Here is a 21,488-nt window from a genome sequence, read left to right on the forward strand (position 1 = left end):
CCATTCCTCGTTAAACAAAGATTTTAGCGGAGTTCTAAAATAGTCACTCCGTTTCCACCTTCACTCATAGTACCAAATCTGTACGTGGTTATATGTGAATGGTTTTTCGCAAAATTTTGCACACCCGTACGTAGTGCTCCTGTTCCTTTTCCATGAATGATGGACACCTTTGAATACCCAGCAAGAATCGCATCGTCAACATATTTTTCTAATTCTAATAAAGCATCCTCAAAACGCTCACCACGAAGATCTAATTCTGGCTTCACATGATAGTTAGAACCTTTTACTGTCGCCATTGGCCTTTCTACTAGAGGTTTCTCTCGTTTAACAAACTCCAAATCTTTACGTTTTACCTTTACTTTCATGATACCTACTTGAATTTGAAATTCGGTGTCACTAATCTTTTCTAGAATTGTTCCTATTTGATTTAACGTAAGCAAGCGGACTTCATCACCTACTTGAAGCTCTTTTGTTTGGGATGGTTGTTTCTCTTTTGGTTTCTTTTTACTTAAATTTGGTTGGGCATCATCTAACATTTTGCGAGCTTCAATCCACTCATGTTCTTTCAGTGTTGCTTGGTTTTGCATCCTTTTTAGCTCAGAAACAACTAGCTCTGCTTCTTCTCTAGCTTGTATGATTGCCTTTTCTGCTTTTTCTTCTGCTTTCTTATACAACGTTTCTTTTTTTTGTTCAAATTGTTGCCATTGTTTTTCTAGTTCTTGTTTTAATTCCTCAGCCTCTTTCAACACCTGCTCTGCTTCCTCGTAGTCGTGATCAGCACCCCGTCGCGCTGCTTCTAACGATGCAATCATGTTCTCAACACTTCTGGAATCTGTGCCAATTTGGTTCTTTGCTTTTTCAATGATAGAAATGTTTAACCCTAGTCTTTGTGAAATTTCAAAAGCATTACTACGTCCAGGAACACCAATCAACAAACGATAAGTTGGTCTTAATGTCTCAACATCAAACTCAACAGATGCGTTTATTACTCCATCTCGATTGAAACCATAGGCTTTAAGCTCAGGGTAATGGGTAGTGGCAATAACTCGAGCCCCTTTGTTTACAACTTCGTCGAGTATTGCCATCGCTAACGCAGCACCTTCCTGCGGGTCTGTTCCTGCTCCAAGCTCATCAAACAAGACTAGTGTCTCTCGGTTAACTTGATCAAGTATTTTCACAATATTTGTCATGTGTGAGGAGAAGGTGCTCAAGCTTTGTTCAATTGACTGTTCATCACCAATATCTGCAAACACATCATTAAATACGGCCATTTCACACCCATCTAGCGCAGGAATTTGTAAGCCTGATTGGGCCATTAATGTGCAAAGCCCTACCATTTTTAGTGTAACGGTTTTACCACCGGTGTTCGGTCCAGTAATAACTATGGCCGTATAGTTTCTCCCTATTTCCACATCATTAGCCACCACTTCTTCCCCTGAAATAAGTGGATGGCGAGCTTGTTTCATTTTAATAATCCCTTGGTCATTCATTTTTGGTGTCGTTGCATGCATTTGTTCGCCTAACTTTGCTCGAGCAAACATAAAATCTATCTGACCAAGTGCCTCTACATTTTGATATAGAAAAACATGATCTTCAGCAATTCTGTTTGATAATTCGCGAAGGATTCGTTCTATCTCATGCTTTTCTTGAACTCTAGCTTCCTGTAATTGGTTATTCAAATCGACAACCGCTTGTGGCTCAATAAACAATGTTGCACCAGAGGAAGATTGGTCATGCACAATTCCACCAATAGCACCCCTGTACTCCTGCTTAACCGGCAACACATAACGATTATTTCTAATGGTTACGATAGCATCAGATAACATCTTTGTCTTTGTTTTCGTTAAAGAATCTAATTTGTCACGAACCCTTCCTTCACTCGTACGGATTTTAGATCGAATGGTTCGTAATTTATCTGATGCACCGTCCATCACATGACCATGATCATCAATACAACTTTTGATTTGTCTTTCTAATTCATTTAGTGGGACTATTTGTTCAATCAAATCCCTTAAGATAGGAAGGTCTGATTCTTCCATATCTTCTATGAAATATTTAATTTGCTTCCCACCATAAATGGTACTGGCAATATCCAAACATTCTAAAGCATTTAATACCCCACCAATTGTTGTCCGCTTAATACTCTGCTTTATATCAAAAATCCCACCTAATGGGACGCTGCCCTTTAACCGTAGAACCGCAGCTGCTTCATCTGTTTCTTGTTGCCATCTTATTACCTCATCGAGCTTTATTGAAGGCTTTAATGCTTCAATTTTCCCCTTACCTAGAGATGAAGCAGCCAAATTTTTTAACATATCAATGATTTTGTTATATTCAAGTACTTGAAAAATACGCGGATTCATTAGAGCTACTCCTTTATCTTTGATGCTTGTATCGTTATCGATACGTTTTCACGTGAATCTAGGTTTCATTTATTTTGCCTTTATTTATTTCGATTAAACAACCGAATCAATTTATCCTTTGGCCAAGTATTAATGATTGTTTCCGGTTTAAGCCAGCCTTTCCTTGCCACACCAATCCCTAATTTCATATGTTCCAAGGTTGCATAATTATGCGCATCTGTATTGACTGCAATAGAAACACCCTTTTCTTGAGCTAATTTAACCCATTCCCATGATAAATCAAAACGATTAGGGTTTGCATTTAATTCAAGTACTGTTCCAGTTTCTCTTGCCTTATCGATGAGCGCCTCGACATTTACTTGATATCCACTTCTCCTACCAATTACACGACCAGTTGGGTGAGCGATGACGTTTACATAAGGATTTTCTAATGCCGCAAATAAACGGTTCATAATTTTGTCTTCAGATTGGTTAAAACTTGAGTGAATTGCCCCAATGACGTAATCCATCTCTCTTAAAAATTCTGTCGAGAAATCAAGTGAGCCATCAGGCAACATGTCCATCTCAACCCCGGCAAAAATATAGATATCTTTATATTTTTCATTTAATCTGTATATTTCTTCTCTTTGTTTCCTTATTCTAGTTTCGTCTAATCCATTTGCAACTCGCAAAAATTTGGAATGATCCGTGATGGCAATGTACTCGTACCCTCTACCTCGCGCTTTCTCAACCATTTCCTCAATTGATTGAGCTCCATCACTCCAAGAGGTGTGCATGTGTAAATCTCCTCGTACATCGTTATATGTGACTAACTGGACAGCTGACTGAAACGCTTCAATCTCACCCTGATTTTCTCTTAGTTCTGGTGGAATAAACTTCAATCCAAAATAGTTAAAAAAATCATTCTCTGTTTCGAATGTAACTATTTCTCCAGTTTCAATATCTTCTACACCGTATTCATTAATTTTTTTGCCCCTTGATTTTGCTAGCTGCCTCATTGCAACATTATGGTCTTTAGACCCAGTAAAATGATGTAAGGTAGTCGCAAATTCCTGTTCTGATACTATCCGAAAATCAACACTTACGTCGTATCCTTCGTCTAGTACAACCGATACTTTTGTTTCACCAGCTCCAGTAACACTTTTTATTCGGTTGTTTTGTAACAAACTTTCCTTAACTTCTATTGGCTTATCAGAAGCAATAATAAAGTCTAAATCTTTTGCCGTCTCGCTTAATCTACGAATGCTTCCTGCCCTAGAATAGTTAGTTATCGATGGGACGGCACTAAGAAATTCTTCTATTTTTTTTACAATCGGTTCCATATAAGCAAATGGCAATCGTTCGGGACGGGTACCAACTTCTTCTAAAGCTTTATAAATTTTCTCTGCGGACTTTTTGCCGAATCCTGCGAGCTGCTCAACCTTTCCTTCTTCGCACGCTGTCATCAATGAGGCGCGGTCTGTTATGCCTAACTCTTGGTAGAGCTTAGATAACTTTTTACCGCCTAAGCCAGGAATAGCTAACAATGGTATTAGCCCACTTGGGACTTCGTGCTCTAATTGTTTTAACGTATCAGATGAACCGCTTTCGATATATTCTGTTATGACAGCAGCAGTTCCTTTGCCAATACTACTTAATTTCGTTATATCATCTATTTCCGACAAGGAACGGTCATCAGCCTCTAAGCTTTGTGCAGCTTTTCGATACGCTGCTATTTTAAACGTATTTTCGCCTTTTAGTTCTAAGTAAATGGCAATCGTTTCTAATAATTTTACAACATCCTTCTTGTCAACAGCCACGATGCTAACCTCCGATTGTGATAAAATTTGGTTATCTTTCATTAAGCGGATAAACACCCTTGTAATGTTCTACAAGGGTGTTTGCAAGTTTATTTTGTCCCAAATAGGTAAGATCCTTTCTAGCTCTGGTACATGTCAAACCAAAGTGCTTTTATTTGATTTGAAATAACTGGGGTATATTCCACCATAAAACCAGCAATCGTTGATTGTTCTAAATTTGATTGAACAAATGATAAAGGTGCTAACGCAAGGATATATAACGTCACAAATAAAATAAAATAAGTTTCTATAAATCCAAGCACCCCTCCTAGTAAGCCATTTAAGGACGATAACAAAGGCAAATCAGTAAGGAAATCAAGCATCGATGCAACAATTTGCAGAATAATTTTCGACCCAAAAAAAAGTAATGCAAATGCGACCGCATTGTAGAAAGCCTTTTCTAAAGGTAGTGATTCGATGAATATGGCCCACGTAGCATCCTCAGGCAACTCTGGATAAGGAATCCACAAGTTTAAGTGTTTAGCCAAATTATCATAATAAATGATAGCTATAATAAATGAAACAATAAATCCTATTAAATGAAACAGCTGTAAAATAAACCCTCTTTTCAACCCTATTAACACACCTAGTATTAAAATCCCCAACAATAATAAATCAATCATTTTTCTCTTGATCCTCTTTCTGTTTTATTAATCCTAGAAGTTCTGTATATTCATCTCTAAGTTTCAAATAATCATTCATCGTATTTACAGCGGTAAGTACTGCTAGCTTTGTTGTATCAAGACTTTTATTTGCTTCATAAATATCTCTCATCTTTTGGTCAACAAGACTTGCAACCATGCGAACATGATGGGCATGCTCTTCTCCAATTATAGTATATGATTTTCCATATATATCAACAGTTGTACGTGTTTTCTCAGGTTGGGACACGACTATTCCCCCTCGTTTCTATCAATCCTAAAATTAATATTAACATGGATAGGAACATTTAGGAAACTATTCCGTCATCCTTTTGTCTGCTATACTTATTCTAATGGAAAGATTGGAGAGATTGGATGGGACAAATTGTTTTAAACTTAACAAAGGAAAAAATTAAAAAATTAAAAGACTATTATTGTGATGATTTGAGGGCTTCACCACCTGGAGCGATTTTTGCAGCAAAAACAAAAAATGCAACCATTACAGCATATCAGTCTGGCAAGGTATTATTTCAAGGTAGATCTCCAGAAGTAGAAGCAAATAAGTGGGGGAGTACAACAGAGCCATCAAAAAATCGCGATTCCAAATCGTTAAAGCAAAAAAAAATAAATGAACATAGCTTTGCACCCCCATCATCTCTTTTTACTAGTTCTCACATTGGCTCAGATGAAGCGGGAACAGGGGATTATTTTGGGCCTATTACTGTTGCAGCAGCCTATATAACTAAAGACCAAATTCCTTTATTAAAAGAACTTGGTGTGAAAGATTCAAAACATCTAACGGATGAAATGATCAAATCAATCGCAATAGAGTTAGTACGAATGGAAATTGCTTATTCCCTAGTTGTCTTACATAATGAAAAATATAATGAACTTCAGCGAAAAGGTTGGTCACAAGGGAAAATGAAGACAATGCTTCATCACCACGCCATTAACAAGCTTCTTAAAAAAGTCGAACCGACCAAGCCAGATGGAATTTTAATTGATCAATTTTCACAGCCCAATGTTTATCTTAACCATTTAAAATCAGAAAAAGCTAAGCTGCAGGATCATGTTTTTTTCATGACCAAAGCTGAGTCTTATTCGATAGCTGTTGCTGCTGGTTCTATTATTGCAAGGGCTAGCTTTGTCAAACAAATGGATAAATTAGCTAATACAGCTGGGGTACCTATTCCTAAAGGTGCATCACAAAAGGTTGACCAGGCAGCTGCCGTTTTAATTAGAAAACATGGCAGAGAATCGTTAGAACAATATGCGAAGGTCCATTTTGCAAACACACAAAAAGCAGAATCCTATTTATAGGTTCTGCTTTTTGTGTCTAGCTTCAGCGCCTAGACCCTCGGGGTCATAAGGTGCTGAAGCTTTTCTATGCTCTTAGTTGTGCTTGGTGGGCTTTTTTTACTGCGTCTAAGATAGCCTGATAAGATTTTTCTACTTCTTCATCTTTCAGTGTCCGCTCAGGATCTAAATACAGAATATTAAATGCTAGCGATTTTTTACCAGTTTCCAAATGTTCTCCTTGATACACGTCAAACACTTGCACCTCTTTAATTAACTCCCCGCCTGCTTTTAAGATTGTTGCTTTCACATCCCCTGCATGTACATGTTCATCTACTACCAGGGCAATATCTCTTGAAATAGACGGATAACGAGGAATTTTAGCAAAGCTCGGTTCATTTTCATGAATAGTAAAGATAAATTCTAAATCAAGATCAAATACATACGTATCTTTTAAATCAAAACTATCCTGTAAAGATGGGTGCACTTGACCGATGAAACCAACGGCTACATCCTTGATTAAAATTTGAGCAGTTCTACCCGGATGCAACCCATCCATTTTCGCTTGTTTATACGTAGCAGTGAGATTAAGTTTTTCTAGCAAACCTTCTACAATCCCTTTTACCACAAAGAAATCAACTGCTTTTTTCTCTTGTTGCCATGGATGTGTAATCCAATCACCTGTTAATGCACCAGAAACTCTTAGTCTTTCCTCTGGTTGTTTAGAAATTGTTGTTTCATCTGAAAGAAATACTGTTCCAACTTCATAATATCCAATATTTGTTTGTTTTCTAGCCGAATTGTAAGACATGGAAGCTAACAGCTCAGGCAAAATGCTTAGCCTTAACGTGCTATGTTCCTCACTCATTGGCATTGCTAATTGAACTGGGGAATCTACTTTTCCCTTTACTTCTGGACTAATTAATAACTCAGCCCGCTCTTTGCTCGTCAATGAGTACGTAATCGTCTCCATTAACCCTGCACCTTGAAGATAATTTTTCACGTCTCGTTTTAACTGTTGTCGCTCTGTTAAGCCTCCCGCTTGTGACGCACCTTGAGGTAATGTATATGGAAGATTATCGTATCCAAAAATCCGAGCAATTTCTTCTACCATATCTTCAAAAATAGTAATATCCTGACGTCTTGTCGGTATGGTAATAGAGAATAAATTACCATTTTGCTTGAATTCAAATTCTAATTTTCGTAAAATGTCGCCGATTTCGTCGTTATCGATTTCCGTTCCTAAACGATTATTAACTTCAGTAGAGTCGATTTCGATAGTTGCAGCTGATTTATCAAGCTGATCAAATTCTACCACTCCTGATAACACTGTTCCATTTGCATACTGACTTAACAGTTGACACGCTCTTTGTCCTGCCTTCTTCACTCGATTTGGGTCAACACCCTTTTCAAACCTACTGCTTGATTCACTTCTTAAGCCATGATCTTTAGATGCTGTTCTAACAGCTGCAGGATCAAAGTAAGCTGCCTCTAGTAAAACGGTTTTTGTTTGATTAGAAACCTCGGAATTGGCCCCCCCCATCACACCTGCCATTGCAGTTGGAATAGTTCCATTAGTAATGACTAAATGGCTAGATTTCAGTGTTCGCTCTTGGCCATCAAGCGTAACCATTTGTTCTCCATCTTTAGCACGACGAACGACAATTTCGTTTGAACCAAACTGGTCATAATCAAAGGCATGAAGCGGTTGCCCGTATTCCAGTAGAACATAATTCGTAATATCTACAACATTGTTAATTGGACGGATTCCAGCAGCAATTAGATAGTTACGCATCCATAATGGTGACGGCCCGATTTGAATATCTTTAATAACAAACGCACCATAATAAGGATTCAATTCAGTGTCTACTTTAACCGATACGTAATCGGCAGCAATTTCTGAAGACACATTCACTTCCTCTTTTGGTAGTCGGACCGGAACATCTAAAATAGCCCCTACTTCGTAAGCAACCCCGAGCATACTTAGTGCATCTGAACGGTTCGGAGTTAGGCCTAATTCTAGGATGGCATCATGTAAATTAAGTAATGCTAATGCATCTGCACCAACTTCTGTCTCCTCAGGAAACACAAAGATTCCTTCCGCATACTCCTTTGGTACGAATTTTTCCTCAATTCCTAACTCTTGGAGAGAACAAATCATTCCATTTGATTCTACACCACGAAGTTTTGCTTTCTTAATTTTAAAATTTCCTGGAAGGACAGCCCCTGGTTTAGCAACAGCTACTTTTTGCCCTTTTGCAATATTTGGTGCACCACAAATAATCTGAAGTTGCTCCTCGCCAACATCAACTTGACAAAGATTCAATTTATCTGCATTTGGGTGTTTTTCACATTCTTGTACATAGCCGACAACAACATTAGAGCTTTGCTCAGCAACATACTCGATACCCTCAACCTCAATACCTGATTTAGTAATTTTCTCTGCCAATTCTTCTGGTGTAATGGTTCCTATGTCAACGTACTCTTTTAGCCAATTTAATGATACATACATTAGTTATTCCCCCTTATGCCTTATGGTATTGTTTTAAGAAGCGGACGTCATTTGTATAGAAATGGCGGATATCATCTACGCCATACTTCAACATAGCAATTCGCTCAGGTCCCATTCCAAAGGCAAAACCGTTGTATTCTTTTGGATCATAGCCAGCCATTTCTAGTACGCGTGGGTGGACCATCCCACCACCTAATATTTCAATCCATCCGGTCCCTTTACAAACAGAGCAGCCATGTCCGTGACACACTTTGCAGGAAATATCCATTTCCACAGACGGCTCGGTAAAGGGGAAAAAGCTAGGACGTAACCGAATTTCACGATCTTCACCGAAAAATTGTTTTGCAAATTGATTGAGTACACCTTTCAAATCACTCATTCGAACATTTTTATCCACATACAATCCTTCTACCTGAGTAAATTGATGCGAGTGGGTAGCGTCATCGGTATCACGACGATAAACTTTTCCTGGACAAATCATTTTTACAGGTTTTGCACCTTGATATTCTCCCATTGTCCTCGCTTGAACTGGAGATGTATGCGTACGTAATAATAATTCCTCTGTAATATAGAAGGAATCTTGCATGTCTCTTGCTGGATGACCCTTTGGAAGATTAAGCGCTTCGAAGTTATAATAATCTGTTTCCACTTCTGGACCCTCTCTTACTTCAAAGCCCATCCCAATAAACAAATCTTCTATTTCTTCAACAATACTAGTTAGTAAATGGGGTCCTCCGACTTTTACTGGTCTTCCGGGTAATGTAACATCAATTGTTTCTGTTTCTAACTTCTTTTCAAGCTCTTCTTTTTCTAATCTTTCTTTTTTAGCATCTAACTCTGTTGCAATCGCTTCGCGGACTTTATTCGCCAACTCTCCGATTACCGGCCTTTCTTCTTTGGAAAGCTTGCCCATTCCACGCAAAACTTCTGTAATCGGCCCTTTTTTACCAAGATAAGCAACTCGGATATCTTGTAAATCTGATAAGTAAATAGCTTCTTCCACTTTCGTTAAAGCTTCTGCTTGTAACTCTTCTAACCGTTCCTTCATGGAAAAATAACCTCCTTAAGTAGTCTCACTACTTTTTAGTTTGTGTTACACCTAGACATAAAAAAAGTCCCCTCCCAGAAAAAGGGACGAGACAATTGTATCGCGGTACCACCCTTGTTGACATATTAAATACCATGCCCACTTCGAGAGTATTGATAACGGAAATAAATCCGGAATGCCTTTATTTATGAAAAGGTCCTGGCAACAGCTCCAGAGTGAAATTCAATAATTGCTCGATAGAAACACTTTCAGTCTAGGTATTTCTCCCTAATTATCGAGTACTGCAATTATTTACTAACTCCTTCTCAGCCTGTACGAGTATTCACATTATTTTCTTATTATAGAAAAACACGATAAAAGTTGCAACCCTTAGCTTTTATTTTCCTGCATACTTGCGATATGATAAAGCAAGATACCAGAAGCAATCCCTACATTTAATGATTCCGCTAATCCATAGATAGGGATATGTACTAGGTGATCTGCCATTTCAATATATTCTTGGCTAATTCCTGCTCCTTCATTTCCAACAATAAGACCAATAGTTTTAGGGACTGGTAAGGAGTGATAAGGAACCGCCGCATCTGTAAGAGTAGAAGCCCAGATAGTAACCCCTTTATCACGGTAATTAATAATAGATTCCTTCAAATTTTGTCGGATAATTGGCAAATGAAATATCGATCCTTGGGTTGCACGAATAACTTTTTCGTTATACAAGTCAACCGTACCATCTCCAAGGATTACACCATCAAAGCCAGCTGCATCAGCTGTACGTATCATCGTACCTAGATTCCCAGGATCTTGAACTGCATCAATCAGTAGCAGTTTGTTGTCATTGGTTATTTTATTTTCCTTCATGTGAACAACAGCTGCAATTCCCTGCGGTGTAACAGTATTAGAAAGTGATTGAAATACATTGGTCGAAACTTCTGTTACTTGGATATTTGTAATCCAGCTTGGCACTTCTACTCCTTCTTCAATAATCAATTCATCGATAACGAAATCACTATTGTTGGCTTCTTGTACCAGATGGAATCCTTCAATTAAAAATACGTTTGCTTGTTCCCTATCTTTCTTTTTTTTAAGTTTATTCCACTGTTTTACTTTGTTATTTTGGACTGAGGTAATCATTGTTATCATCCTTCTAGTTAAATTCTTTCCAATCATACATAATTCCATCCATCTTGGTCAAACTAGACGTAGAAATCCTAATTTGAATCGAATCAGATAGGTCAAAAAATTTCATTGAGGTGAAGAAAATGGATTTAAATTTAAGAAAAGCAATTCTATCAAATGTTTCAGACAATAACGCAGATCAATTAGAGGCTACTATTGTCGACGCCATTCAAAATGGGGAAGAAAAAATGCTCCCAGGCTTAGGAGTACTCTTTGAATTAATCTGGAAAAATTCAGACGAAACGGAAAAGGAAGAAATGATTACAATACTAGAAAACAGTGTTAAAAATACACACTAATCCATGGCTGTGCTATACAGCCTTTCTATACAGCCTTTTTTAAAAGATAAGAAAGTGGTAAAAGACCCAAGCGCAGTCTTGCGCTCTGCGCTTATCTTATTTTTAATTTTTATATACAGGTACCGTCCTTTTACCCTATAATGAAACTATACTTCAGGGTGATTTTAGTAAAGGGTGATTCTGTTTGAATATCCAATTATTCCAGCAATATATGAAATTACAAGCAATGTCAGAGTTAACTAAAGGTAAGAGAACCACACAAACAATCAATTTTGCTCAAATGTTGAATATATTGGTAAGTGAGCCAATAGAGAGAACGATAAAACCAACTACATCGACTACTTATCTGGATTATATGGCATCCAGTGTTCCAAAACCACAAATTACTTCAGTCAACAACTCGAAGCTCACTGATTCTATTCGCGCAATAATAAAAGAAGCATCGGTTTTATACCAAGTGGATGAATCACTGATTACCTCTGTAATACAAGCAGAATCAAACTTTAATCGTAATGCGAAAAGCACTGCTAAAGCAGCAGGTTTGATGCAGTTAATGCCAGCTACCGCAAGGGAACTAGGTGTTGACGATGTTTTTGACCCGAGGGAAAATATCCTTGGAGGAACGAAATACTTAAAACAAATGTTAGAAAGATATGGCGGGGATCCTGTTCTTGCTCTAGCCGCCTATAACGCGGGTCCCGGAAATGTAGATAAATATAACGGAGTACCACCTTTTAAAGAGACACAAAATTATGTTCAAAAAATAATGGATAACTATTTAATATAATGCCCGAGCTATTTGTTAGCTCGGGCTTCGTATTAACCAAATGTTATTTGTTTTACCGCATCTGCGTCTAAACGTTTAATTACTTCAACAATAAGTTTAACTGCATTCTCAAAATCATCTCGGTGCAATATTGCTGCATGCGTATGAATATAACGAGTAGCAATGGTAATCGATAATGCTGGTACTCCGTTGGCAGTCAGGTGGATCGAGCCAGAATCTGTCCCACCTGCAGCAATTGTTGCATATTGATAAGGAATATTTTGTTCATCTGCTGTGTCTAAAACAAAATCACGTAGACCTTTGTGCGAAACAATGGAAGCATCATATAAAATGATTTGTGGTCCTTCCCCTATCTTACTATCCGCTTCTTTTTCTGATATTCCAGGTGTATCACCAGCAATGCCTACATCAACGCCAAACCCAATATCTGGCTTCACCATATTCGTAGACGTTTTAGCCCCTCGTAATCCAACCTCTTCTTGAACTGTCCCGACGCCGTAAACGATATTTGGGTGGTCTTGGTCCTTTAATTGTTTTAACACTTCTATTGCAATTGCACAGCCAATCCGATTATCCCAAGCTTTTGCCAGTAGTAATTTTTCATTTTTCATTTGAGTAAATTCAAAGTAAGGGACAATGGAATCTCCAGGCCTAACACCAAATTCAAGTGCATCTTCTCTACTATTCGCACCAATATCAATGAACATATCCTTTATTTCCACTGGTTTCTTTCTTGCTTCGGCTGGAAGAATATGAGGCGGCTTCGAGCCAATGATGCCTGTCACATCACCTTTTCTCGTAAGTAGAGTTACACGCTGAGCTAGCATAACTTGACTCCACCATCCACCTACTGTTTGAAAGTATACAAAACCATTGTCATCAATTCTCGTTACCATGAATCCAACTTCATCCAAGTGGCCAGCAACCATGACTTTAGGACCATCATTTTTGCCAACCTTCTTAGCAATTAGACTTCCTAAATTGTCAGTAAATACTTCGTCAGCAAAAGGAGTAATATATTTTGTCATCACATCTCTTGCTTCTTTTTCATTGCCAGGGATTGCCCTAGCATCAGTCAATTCTTTGAGCATCTGTAAAGTTTCGTCATTTGTTGCCATATGTAGCAAAACCTCCCTTAATTGTAAAAAGAATAGGCTTAGGAGCTATACATCTCTAAATTTTGGTGTTTCTAATCTTTCCTAAAAGCCTTAGTTTAAGTATAGACCTTTTTTATCCATTTCACAAAAAAATCGTCTAATACCCTGTGTCTTGGCGTTGGTGATTAACTTTATTTTTATCAAAATAGGCTTGTTGGATGCTACTCTCATCAAATGATAGAGATTTGCCTAAAGTAAGATATGCTGTGAAAAGGTTGGAGTAATTTTCCTTACTAGGTTTTTGTTTAAATACGATGACTTCCTCAAATACTTCGTTAAACATATCGGTTAAATTATTGTTACTGGGCTGTGGAGTTACTTGAATATTTTGGAAACCTTTCTCAATTCCTAAAGATAAAATAAAATGAAGGCCATCAACATACTCCTCTAATATTTGTGACATTTCACTTGGAGCTTTGTTACTCCAAAATTTAAACACTCTTGTTTCATTGGCTAGCTCGCCAATTTCTACTAAAAGCGCCAAAACTTTCTGATCAAATAAATCACTATTTACCAATTGATGATTTGCTTGTATGTAATTGTCTAGTTGTTTTTGCATATCAAATAATTGTTTCCAGTTCATGCAATCCCTCTTTTTTGTTTTTTTCTTGATTATACCATTTGAATTTTATAATTTGTGAAACCAATTAGACAAATAAAACGTATAAAAGGTTGAACTTAAAATGGGGAGACGATTTAAAATGATTGTCCTTATCTTTCGACTACTACTAATTATCGCTATTATATTTTTGCTTTACACTGCATATCAGTACTTGATAAATCCGAAAAGAAAGCTTGAACTCGCGAAAGACAGGAAAGAGTTCTTTTTGTTAGACGACCCCGAAACTATAAAGAAGAATTTTTTGTTAACTTACAAGGGAATATTATTTGAAGGTGAAAAGTATCTCGGCACGACCGAGCAATCATTTGACGTAATCACTATTATTGTTCATACTCATAACCCTAGCAGTTTAAAGGGCCTTGAGCGAAATGATTTATATTTTCTTGAAAAGGAAATATTAATCCGCTATCCTAATGCAAAAATCGAGTGGAAATATCCAATTAATAGATTATTAATATTAGATGAACACTAAATCATAAGTTTAACGTTGGCTTTGTTATGTTTGCTCATCAAAAAAACGCTTTAGAGTGAACTCTAGAGCGCTTTTTTGATTACTCTTATGCTGACCATAATTATCATTGTTCAAGCACTATTTTTTTGTGTTTGGTCTTGGAAAAAATCCTCCCACTTGATGATGATTTCTTTTCTTCTTAATAAATAAATTAGCGGTAATAAGCCAAGCAAAATACTAATGGCAGTAATTGGTGACAGATTGGATAAAGACCTGCCGATTGATGTATAGACAACTGCTAGTGGAATGTTAGAGAAAAAAGATGATTTCATATACCCTTTAAAATTACTCGAAACCTCAAGAATACATAAAGATAACAAGTGAAAATGTATGAATGGCACTAATCTTAATAAAGCAACTTGAGATGTAGTAAGACTTGTATTTTTTCCTATCAGCTTTTGTTTTATCGCTACTAGCTTATTAAATGTTTTAGGCGCCCATTGAACCATGCGATAGAAAAGTAGGCTTGAAAGTGTTATTCCAACAATGGAATAAAATGTTCCTAGAACTGTTCCAAATAATACCCCACCAGTAATACAGATAAATACAACAGGAAGAAAAAATAGTGGCCTAAGTAAGTGAAACCCAATAAACAATAACGGGGCAAACAAACCACCTGTTTCGATGATGGCGAGTAAGTAACCACTCAGGTATTCCATGAGATACCCCCTTCTCAGATGTACCTAACTATAAAAGCTTATGACATGAGACGAGCTATTATGACAAAAATTTAAAAAATTAGCTATACAGGTAAACCAAATAAACTAACAAGAATAGTTGTAGAAGTAACACAAATGGCATACCGTATGTAAAGGTTGCATGCTTCGTCTTGTGACGGAATTTATTCATTCCTAAAATAGATCCTATCGCCCCTCCTATTATCGCTGTAAGCCATAACGTATTTTCAGAGATTCTCCATTTCCCTCTAATTGCTCGTTTTTTATCAACCCCCATTAATACGTATGCGAACAGGTTAATAAAAAGCAGATAACTACATACTATTATTAGTTCCAATAAATATTCCTCCAAAATAAGCTTGTGGTTAACAAACATAATGCTTATCATTTAACACCCGAGGGGATAGGCAGCGGGCAGATATCATTCAATTTCTTTTCTTTTATAATTTCGTAACGTTTGTTGCTTTTGACTGAGCATTATATAAAATGTGCAGGTTGCTACATTCTTTTTTAAAAAAACGGCCTTTAAAAAAAGTCATTTTCTAAAATAAGAAAATGACTTTTTTAATTAGTTTATATTATTTTAATGCAGCTTTTGCTTTTTCAGCTAATTGAGCAAATGCCTGTTCATCGTTCACCGCTAAATCTGCAAGCATTTTACGGTTGACTTCAATACCAGCTTGCTTAAGTCCGTGCATAAGACGGCTATATGAAAGGTCATTTAAACGAGCAGCAGCGTTAATACGTGCAATCCATAATTTACGGAAGTCACGTTTTTTCTGTCTACGGTCACGATAAGCATACTGACCTGATTTGATTACTTGTTGCTTTGCAACTTTAAATAGAGCATGTTTAGAACCATAATAACCTTTAGCAAGCTTTAATATACGTTTACGACGTTTGCGTGTAACTGTTCCACCTTTAACACGTGGCATAGTAATTCCCTCCTAGTATATAACAACGAATCTTCGTATGGTTTATTTTTGTGGTAGCATTTGCTTAATACGCTTGTAATCTCCAGAAGATACTAAAGTACCTTTACGAAGTTTGCGCTTTTGTTTTTGAGACTTATTAGCAAATAAGTGACTAGTATAAGCATGAGAGCGTTTCACTTTTCCTGATCCTGTTCTTTTAAAACGTTTTGCAGTACCACTGTGCGTTTTCATTTTTGGCATGAGTAGTTCCTCCTTGTAAGCTAAAACTAATGGAACATCTCCTAGGAGAGTCCTCTATCTTTATTTTTCATTGACAGGTGCAAGCATTAAAAACATACTGCGACCTTCCATTTTAGGTTTTTGTTCAACAGTAGAAAGGTCTTTACAGTCTTCAGCCATCCGCTCAAGAACCTTTTGACCTAACTCTTTATGGGTAATTGCACGTCCGCGGAAACGAATAGAAACTTTAACTTTGTCACCTTTTTCAAGAAATTTCCTAGCATTTCTTAGCTTCGTGTTAAAGTCATGTTCTTCGATGCCAGGGCTAAGACGAACTTCTTTTACGTTGATGATTTTTTGATTTTTACGAGCTTCTTTATCTTTCTTTTGTTGCTCAAAACGGTATTTACCAAAGTCCATAATACGGCACACCGGCGGTTTTGCATTTGGTGCAACAAGTACAAGATCTAAGTTTCTCGTTTGAGCAATTTCCAACGCTTCTTGGCGAGATTTAACACCAAGTTGATCCCCATTAGAATCAATGAGACGAACCTCACGTGCTCTTATTTTCTCATTGACATTCATATCCTTGCTAATAATGAGCCACCTCCAAAATTTTTAAAACAAAATGAGTAAGCGGAATTATTAATGACCGTTAGGCTCTATTTAAAAATGATAGATAGATCCCAACAAGACAAGTTAGTTGAATCAAAAAAAGTGTCGGTACACATACTGCACCCACACATCTCCTGTTCTCATTCCAGAATAAAAACCTGTTAACTGCATCCAACGCGTCAATCAGGTGAGAAGCGGGTGCTCCTACTTGTCATTTATGATCATATTTAATTTCACTTTTAACAATATAACACGGGCAAAGGATTATGTCAAACCGTGATTTGTTTATAATAAGAAAGTATACAATATCCAAGCGTGGATAATATTTTCTGCGATAGCAACGTCCAGCTTCAGCGTTTTTTTCTCAACGTTACATAGAATATCATTTTTCACAAGTAAAAACAAACGACTATTTGTCAAAAACTAAAATTAGGTTATCAGGACATCCTGATAACCTAATCGTTTATTATTTTTTTCTTAACACTTTATTATTTATTTCTTCTTTTATTTCTTTTATAAAATCAACTAGTGGCTTAGTCTCTGATTCCTTTTCTCCGTACCTACGGACATTAACAGCTTTCTCTTCAATTTCTTTATCTCCAACAATGAGCGCAAATGGAATTTTTTTGGTCTGTGCTTCTCTGATTTTATAGCCTATCTTTTCATCACGTTGGTCTACTTCAACACGAACACCATCCATCCGAAGCTCCTCTTCAACCTTTCTTGCATAATCCATGTGGATATCTCCAGAAACTGGGATAATTCTTGCTTGAATGGGTGCTAGCCACGTCGGAAATGCTCCTTTATATTCTTCAATTAAGAAGGCAACAAAACGTTCCATTGTGGAAACCACACCACGGTGGATAACAACAGGACGATGCTCCTTACCATCTTCTCCGATATAGGTTAAATCAAAACGTTCAGGTAAGTGGAAATCCAATTGAACAGTAGATAGCGTTTCATCTTTACCTAGGGCAGTTTTTACTTGAACGTCTAGTTTTGGACCATAAAACGCTGCCTCACCTTCCGCTTCCACATAGTCCAATTCCATATCTTCCATTGTTTCCTTTAACATGGCTTGAGCTTTTTCCCACATTGCATCATTGTCTACGTATTTTTCTTTATCTTCTTTGTCGCGGTAGGAGAGCCTGAAATAATAATCATCGATCCCAAAATCTTTATAGACTGCTTGGACCAATTCAACTACCCGGATAAATTCATCCTTTAATTGATCTGGTCTAGCAAAAATATGAGCATCATTTAGTGTCATTGCACGTACCCTTTGCAAACCTGCAAGTGCACCAGACATCTCGTGGCGATGCATCGTACCTAATTCAGCAATACGAACTGGTAGATTTCGATAACTGTGCAATTCATTCTTAAATACCATCATGTGGTGTGGACAGTTCATCGGACGTAACACTAAGTCTTCATTATCCATTTCCATTACCGGAAACATATCGTCTTGGTAATGATCCCAGTGACCGCTCGTTTTATATAAATCTACACTTCCTAATACTGGTGTATAGACATGGTTATATCCTAAACGTTCTTCCAAATCAACAATGTATCGTTCAATTGTTCGACGAATTGTTGCACCTTTTGGTAACCACAACGGCAACCCTTGCCCCACTTTTTGCGAAACAGTAAATAACTCCAACTCTTTACCTAGTTTTCGGTGATCACGTTCTTTAGCTTCCTCACGTAAACGAAGGTACTCATCTAATTGGCTTTTCTTTTCAAAAGCTGTTCCATAAATGCGCTGAAGCATTTTGTTTTTACTATCACCACGCCAATATGCTCCAGATATACTTAATAGCTTGAAAATTTTAATCTTACTTGTGGATGGTACATGTATCCCTCTACATAGATCAAAAAATTCACCTTGTTCATAAATAGAAACTGTTTCCCCTTCAGGAATGGCTTCTAATAATTCAAGTTTAAGGTTATCACCAATTGCTTCAAACATTGCTTTTGCTTCTTCACGAGTTACTTCTTTACGAACAATTTCTAAATTCTCATCGATAATTTTTTGCATCTCTTTTTCTATCTTCGGTAAGTCTTCAGGTGTTAACGACTCCTCCATATCGATATCGTAGTAAAATCCACCTTCAATAGTGGGACCAACACCTAGCTTAACATCACTATACAGACGCTTGATTGCTTGTGCCATTAAATGGGCCGTTGAATGGCGCATGACTTCGATACCTTCGTCACTTTTAGCTGTAATAATTTCGATGTTTCCGTCTCCAGGTATATTAGCACGTAAATCATAAAGCGTTTCGTTAAGTTTAATCGCTAGTGCTTGTTTCTTTAATCCTGGTGAAATAGATGCGGCTATATCTTCACCCGTTGTTCCAGCCTGGAATTCCTTTACAGAACCATCGGGAAACGTAATGTTTAATTGATTTGACACGATTGATTGCACTCCTTTTACTTGTCTGTTAGTTAGATAAAATGCGCAAAATATAAAAAACGCTCGTCCCTCAACAAAACAAGGGACGAGCGTTATACTCGCGGTTCCACCCTAAATTCCACAACAACATCATGTTGTTATGACACTTAAGCATCTGTAACGAGATGAGACGCTGCTTCCTACTGATGGTTCGGAAACAGGGTTCAGAGGTGGTAATTCCATGTCGAATGAACAGGAAGATTTCAGCAGTACACTTCCCTCTCTACGATCTTCGTTCAAAGAATCTTGTCCTCATCTTAACCGATTTACGCATTAATATTGTATGAAGGTATTATAGCCACTAAAAAACAAAAATGCAAGTGTAAATCAGTTTGTATGAAAGGACTGATTGAACGGAAAATCTGTAGCAGGTAAAAACGTCATTCTTTCTTCAAAGATATTTTGGACGGTTAATGTTTTCGGTTCAGTAGGATCATTACCATAAATATATATTTGTTTTGGCGCCATCGCTAAGATAGGGGTCAAATTAAGTTCGTTATCGTCTAACCCAACGATGTATAACGGCTCTTTTTTAATTAATCGTTTTAATTCTACTGATGTGTATTTCTCCCCATTTTCTTTAAAAAAAGTAAAGTCCCCCCCTTGCAACACATGGATGACCGAACCGTTCATTTTTTTTCGAGATACATACTCTCTTAAAGAATGGATAAACGTTTGGTATTCTTCCTCACGTTTAAATTCATCAATCGCTAAACCAATAACGTCGATGAGTTCTTTTCTATACGGCTGCATTCGAAAATTAACGATGGATTGAAAATGTATAACTGATTCTTTCATGTTTGTCCGAAAAATACCCAGTAATGAATCTCTAGGCTTCTTGTTCTTAAACACGTGAACCAAGTCGATATCTTCCCCTGCAATAATCGACTGTGTTATATCTGCAATCCTTTGAATTTCATCACAATTATCGTAGTAGTATTTCTTTTTTATCACATCATAAATCCAATTCATTTCTCGATGAAGGATGAAGACATCTGTCATGGCCTTCGAAATAAATTCCTTTTGGATATGATCGGTATGTTGATGCGACATATCGCTTACTAAGACTCGGTAACCCCATTCGCTTCTTTTTTTCCAATGGATTTCGACGGTCGGGTTATAGACTAACAATCGTTCAGAAAAAGTATTCGCTTCTTTTTTAGTTTCAAAATAGACGTCAAGCAAAACATATCACCCTCATTACTCTCAAACTGTTACATTATATGGGTGAGTTAAAACAAAAATGAATTATCTATTTAAACTAGTAAACCTTATTTCAAAATGAGCTTATTCACTAGAGAAGAAAAGCGAAGAACGCCCAGCTGAAGCGCAAAAACTATGTGATGCTCTTAGCCAGTTAACCATGCTCCGGAGGCACCCTTAAGCGCTATTTAACTTCAAATAAATTCTCGACGATTTTGCCCAAACAGTGGTACTTCCGTACTAACCTGCTTTATTCTCTCGATTATTCTTCCCGCTTTGACTGTTTCTGTATCCCCACGATTAGTAGTAGCTAAATGGTGTTCTAATTGTTTAATACTGTAGTTAGAGCTAAAGAATACTGGTAAACGCTCCATCATTCGATATTGTAGAATGGACCCTAATATTTCATCTCGAAACCAGGAAGAAATCGATTCAGCACCAATATCATCGAACATAAGAACGTCGGCTTTCTTAAAATAGTCAATTTTTTGGTTAATTGAATCATCTTTTAAGGAGGACTTCATTTCTCGAACAAATTCAGGCATATAAATAAGTAACGTCTTTAGCTTGTGATCAGCTAATTCGTTAGCAATCGCACCTAAAATATATGTTTTCCCGACTCCAAATGGTCCATAGAAATATAATCCTTTTTTTTGCTTCTTTCCTGTATCAATCGATTGAACGTAATCCAAAGCTTTACTAATCGCCTCGTGCCTATCGGGGTCTTGATAGTCCAGCCCGTTTAAGGAAGCTTCTAGAATATCTTTTGGCATATATAGACCTTGGACTAGTGAATGCTTACTTTTTTGTTCGTCTGCTTTTCTCTTTCGGTTACATTGTTCATAAGTTAAATGAACATCTTTACCAGAAATCTCAATGTAAGGTGAATAACCTTTTAAAATATTAATACACCCTTCTAGGCTTGGACAATTTTCACATTTTTTTGATTGTGATTTAAATTCATAAAGCTTCATTAAATTTTTATCTATGTCTTGCTCGGTAAATTCAGGATGGTTATCTAAAATTGCCTTTACGTATTTGTCCGATACAGTTTCTCTTCGAATTTGATTGTAGCTTTCATAAAAATTACTATTCTCTCTCATCCACTTTTTTAGTGACGACTGTATTGGTTCCATT

General features: G+C 37.1%; 21 protein-coding genes and 3 other annotated features. Of the genes, 4 read left to right on the forward strand and 17 right to left on the reverse strand.

From position 1 onward, the window contains the following. Positions 1–23: 23 nt before the first annotated feature. From NC799_RS02155 to zapA, 4 genes are all read right to left on the reverse strand, one after another. Positions 24–2,363, reverse strand: a complete 2,340-nt coding sequence (locus NC799_RS02155) for an endonuclease MutS2 (RefSeq protein ID WP_272444669.1) — start codon at positions 2,361–2,363, stop codon at positions 24–26. An 80-nt stretch (positions 2,364–2,443) separates the two neighbouring features. Further along, a complete protein-coding gene (polX, locus tag NC799_RS02160; RefSeq protein WP_272444670.1) occupies positions 2,444–4,162 on the reverse strand; it encodes a DNA polymerase/3'-5' exonuclease PolX in 1,719 nt (572 codons plus the stop codon). 119 nt (positions 4,163–4,281) lie between these two features. Then, entirely contained in the window at positions 4,282–4,824 is a 543-nt protein-coding gene (locus tag NC799_RS02165; protein ID WP_272444671.1) for a CvpA family protein, read from the reverse strand. After that, entirely contained in the window at positions 4,817–5,092 is a 276-nt protein-coding gene (gene zapA / locus NC799_RS02170; RefSeq protein ID WP_272444672.1) for a cell division protein ZapA, read from the reverse strand. Before zapA ends, NC799_RS02165 begins: the two co-directional genes overlap by 8 nt. A 125-nt stretch (positions 5,093–5,217) precedes the next feature. Between zapA and rnhC the strand changes: the two genes are divergently transcribed. Further along, complete coding sequence (gene rnhC, locus NC799_RS02175; protein ID WP_272444673.1) at positions 5,218–6,162, forward strand: ribonuclease HIII; 945 nt, start codon at positions 5,218–5,220, stop codon at positions 6,160–6,162. Between the two features lie 64 nt (positions 6,163–6,226). Here rnhC and pheT read toward each other — a convergent pair whose 3' ends face one another. The 3 genes from pheT to NC799_RS02190 form a co-directional block, all read right to left on the reverse strand. Further along, positions 6,227–8,650, reverse strand: a complete 2,424-nt coding sequence (pheT, locus tag NC799_RS02180) for a phenylalanine--tRNA ligase subunit beta (protein WP_272444674.1) — start codon at positions 8,648–8,650, stop codon at positions 6,227–6,229. A gap of 13 nt (positions 8,651–8,663) precedes the next feature. Then, complete coding sequence (gene pheS, locus NC799_RS02185) at positions 8,664–9,698, reverse strand: phenylalanine--tRNA ligase subunit alpha (protein WP_272444675.1); 1,035 nt, start codon at positions 9,696–9,698, stop codon at positions 8,664–8,666. A 79-nt stretch (positions 9,699–9,777) separates the two neighbouring features. Further along, positions 9,778–10,014 (reverse strand) — a binding site (T-box leader). Positions 10,015–10,067: 53 nt separating this feature from the next. Next, a complete protein-coding gene (locus NC799_RS02190) occupies positions 10,068–10,826 on the reverse strand; it encodes a TrmH family RNA methyltransferase (protein ID WP_272444676.1) in 759 nt (252 codons plus the stop codon). Positions 10,827–10,954: 128 nt separating this feature from the next. Between NC799_RS02190 and sspI the strand changes: the two genes are divergently transcribed. After that, positions 10,955–11,170: a small acid-soluble spore protein SspI gene (sspI, locus tag NC799_RS02195; protein WP_272444677.1), complete on the forward strand. Its 216-nt coding sequence runs from the start codon at positions 10,955–10,957 to the stop codon at positions 11,168–11,170. Positions 11,171–11,354: 184 nt separating this feature from the next. After that, positions 11,355–11,957, forward strand: coding sequence for a lytic transglycosylase domain-containing protein (locus tag NC799_RS02200; RefSeq protein ID WP_272444678.1), 603 nt, complete (start codon positions 11,355–11,357; stop codon positions 11,955–11,957). A gap of 32 nt (positions 11,958–11,989) precedes the next feature. Here NC799_RS02200 and NC799_RS02205 read toward each other — a convergent pair whose 3' ends face one another. Then, positions 11,990–13,075, reverse strand: a complete 1,086-nt coding sequence (locus NC799_RS02205; protein WP_272444679.1) for a M42 family metallopeptidase — start codon at positions 13,073–13,075, stop codon at positions 11,990–11,992. Between the two features lie 136 nt (positions 13,076–13,211). Then, complete coding sequence (locus NC799_RS02210; protein WP_272444680.1) at positions 13,212–13,697, reverse strand: dUTP diphosphatase; 486 nt, start codon at positions 13,695–13,697, stop codon at positions 13,212–13,214. Between the two features lie 118 nt (positions 13,698–13,815). Between NC799_RS02210 and NC799_RS02215 the strand changes: the two genes are divergently transcribed. Next, positions 13,816–14,208, forward strand: coding sequence for a sigma-w pathway protein ysdB (locus NC799_RS02215; protein WP_272444784.1), 393 nt, complete (start codon positions 13,816–13,818; stop codon positions 14,206–14,208). A 110-nt stretch (positions 14,209–14,318) separates the two neighbouring features. Here the strand turns inward: NC799_RS02215 and NC799_RS02220 are convergent, their stop codons facing one another. From NC799_RS02220 to dnaI, 8 genes are all read right to left on the reverse strand, one after another. Next, positions 14,319–14,906 carry a TVP38/TMEM64 family protein gene (locus tag NC799_RS02220; RefSeq protein ID WP_272444681.1) on the reverse strand — a complete coding sequence of 196 codons (588 nt, stop codon included), beginning with the start codon at positions 14,904–14,906 and terminating at the stop codon, positions 14,319–14,321. Between the two features lie 79 nt (positions 14,907–14,985). Further along, positions 14,986–15,252, reverse strand: a complete 267-nt coding sequence (locus NC799_RS02225; protein WP_272444785.1) for a DUF1294 domain-containing protein — start codon at positions 15,250–15,252, stop codon at positions 14,986–14,988. Positions 15,253–15,502: 250 nt separating this feature from the next. Beyond that, positions 15,503–15,859 carry a 50S ribosomal protein L20 gene (rplT, locus tag NC799_RS02230; protein WP_272444682.1) on the reverse strand — a complete coding sequence of 119 codons (357 nt, stop codon included), beginning with the start codon at positions 15,857–15,859 and terminating at the stop codon, positions 15,503–15,505. 42 nt (positions 15,860–15,901) lie between these two features. Then, positions 15,902–16,099 (reverse strand): 50S ribosomal protein L35, encoded by a 198-nt coding sequence (rpmI, locus tag NC799_RS02235; RefSeq protein WP_272444683.1) that lies wholly within the window; start codon positions 16,097–16,099, stop codon positions 15,902–15,904. A gap of 60 nt (positions 16,100–16,159) precedes the next feature. Beyond that, entirely contained in the window at positions 16,160–16,663 is a 504-nt protein-coding gene (infC, locus tag NC799_RS02240) for a translation initiation factor IF-3 (RefSeq protein ID WP_272444684.1), read from the reverse strand. Between the two features lie 120 nt (positions 16,664–16,783). Continuing rightward, positions 16,784–16,909 (reverse strand) — a sequence feature (ribosomal protein L20 leader region). 250 nt (positions 16,910–17,159) lie between these two features. Then, positions 17,160–19,109 carry a threonine--tRNA ligase gene (gene thrS, locus NC799_RS02245; RefSeq protein WP_272444685.1) on the reverse strand — a complete coding sequence of 650 codons (1,950 nt, stop codon included), beginning with the start codon at positions 19,107–19,109 and terminating at the stop codon, positions 17,160–17,162. Between the two features lie 78 nt (positions 19,110–19,187). Further along, positions 19,188–19,416: a binding site (T-box leader), on the reverse strand. Positions 19,417–19,475: 59 nt separating this feature from the next. Further along, positions 19,476–20,333: a sporulation protein YtxC gene (gene ytxC / locus NC799_RS02250; RefSeq protein ID WP_272444686.1), complete on the reverse strand. Its 858-nt coding sequence runs from the start codon at positions 20,331–20,333 to the stop codon at positions 19,476–19,478. A 212-nt stretch (positions 20,334–20,545) separates the two neighbouring features. Continuing rightward, positions 20,546–21,487, reverse strand: coding sequence for a primosomal protein DnaI (gene dnaI, locus NC799_RS02255; protein WP_272444687.1), 942 nt, complete (start codon positions 21,485–21,487; stop codon positions 20,546–20,548). Position 21,488: the final 1 nt, after the last annotated feature.

This window comes from Aquibacillus salsiterrae (assembly GCF_028416595.1).
GTDB lineage: Bacteria > Bacillota > Bacilli > Bacillales > Amphibacillaceae > Aquibacillus_A > Aquibacillus_A salsiterrae.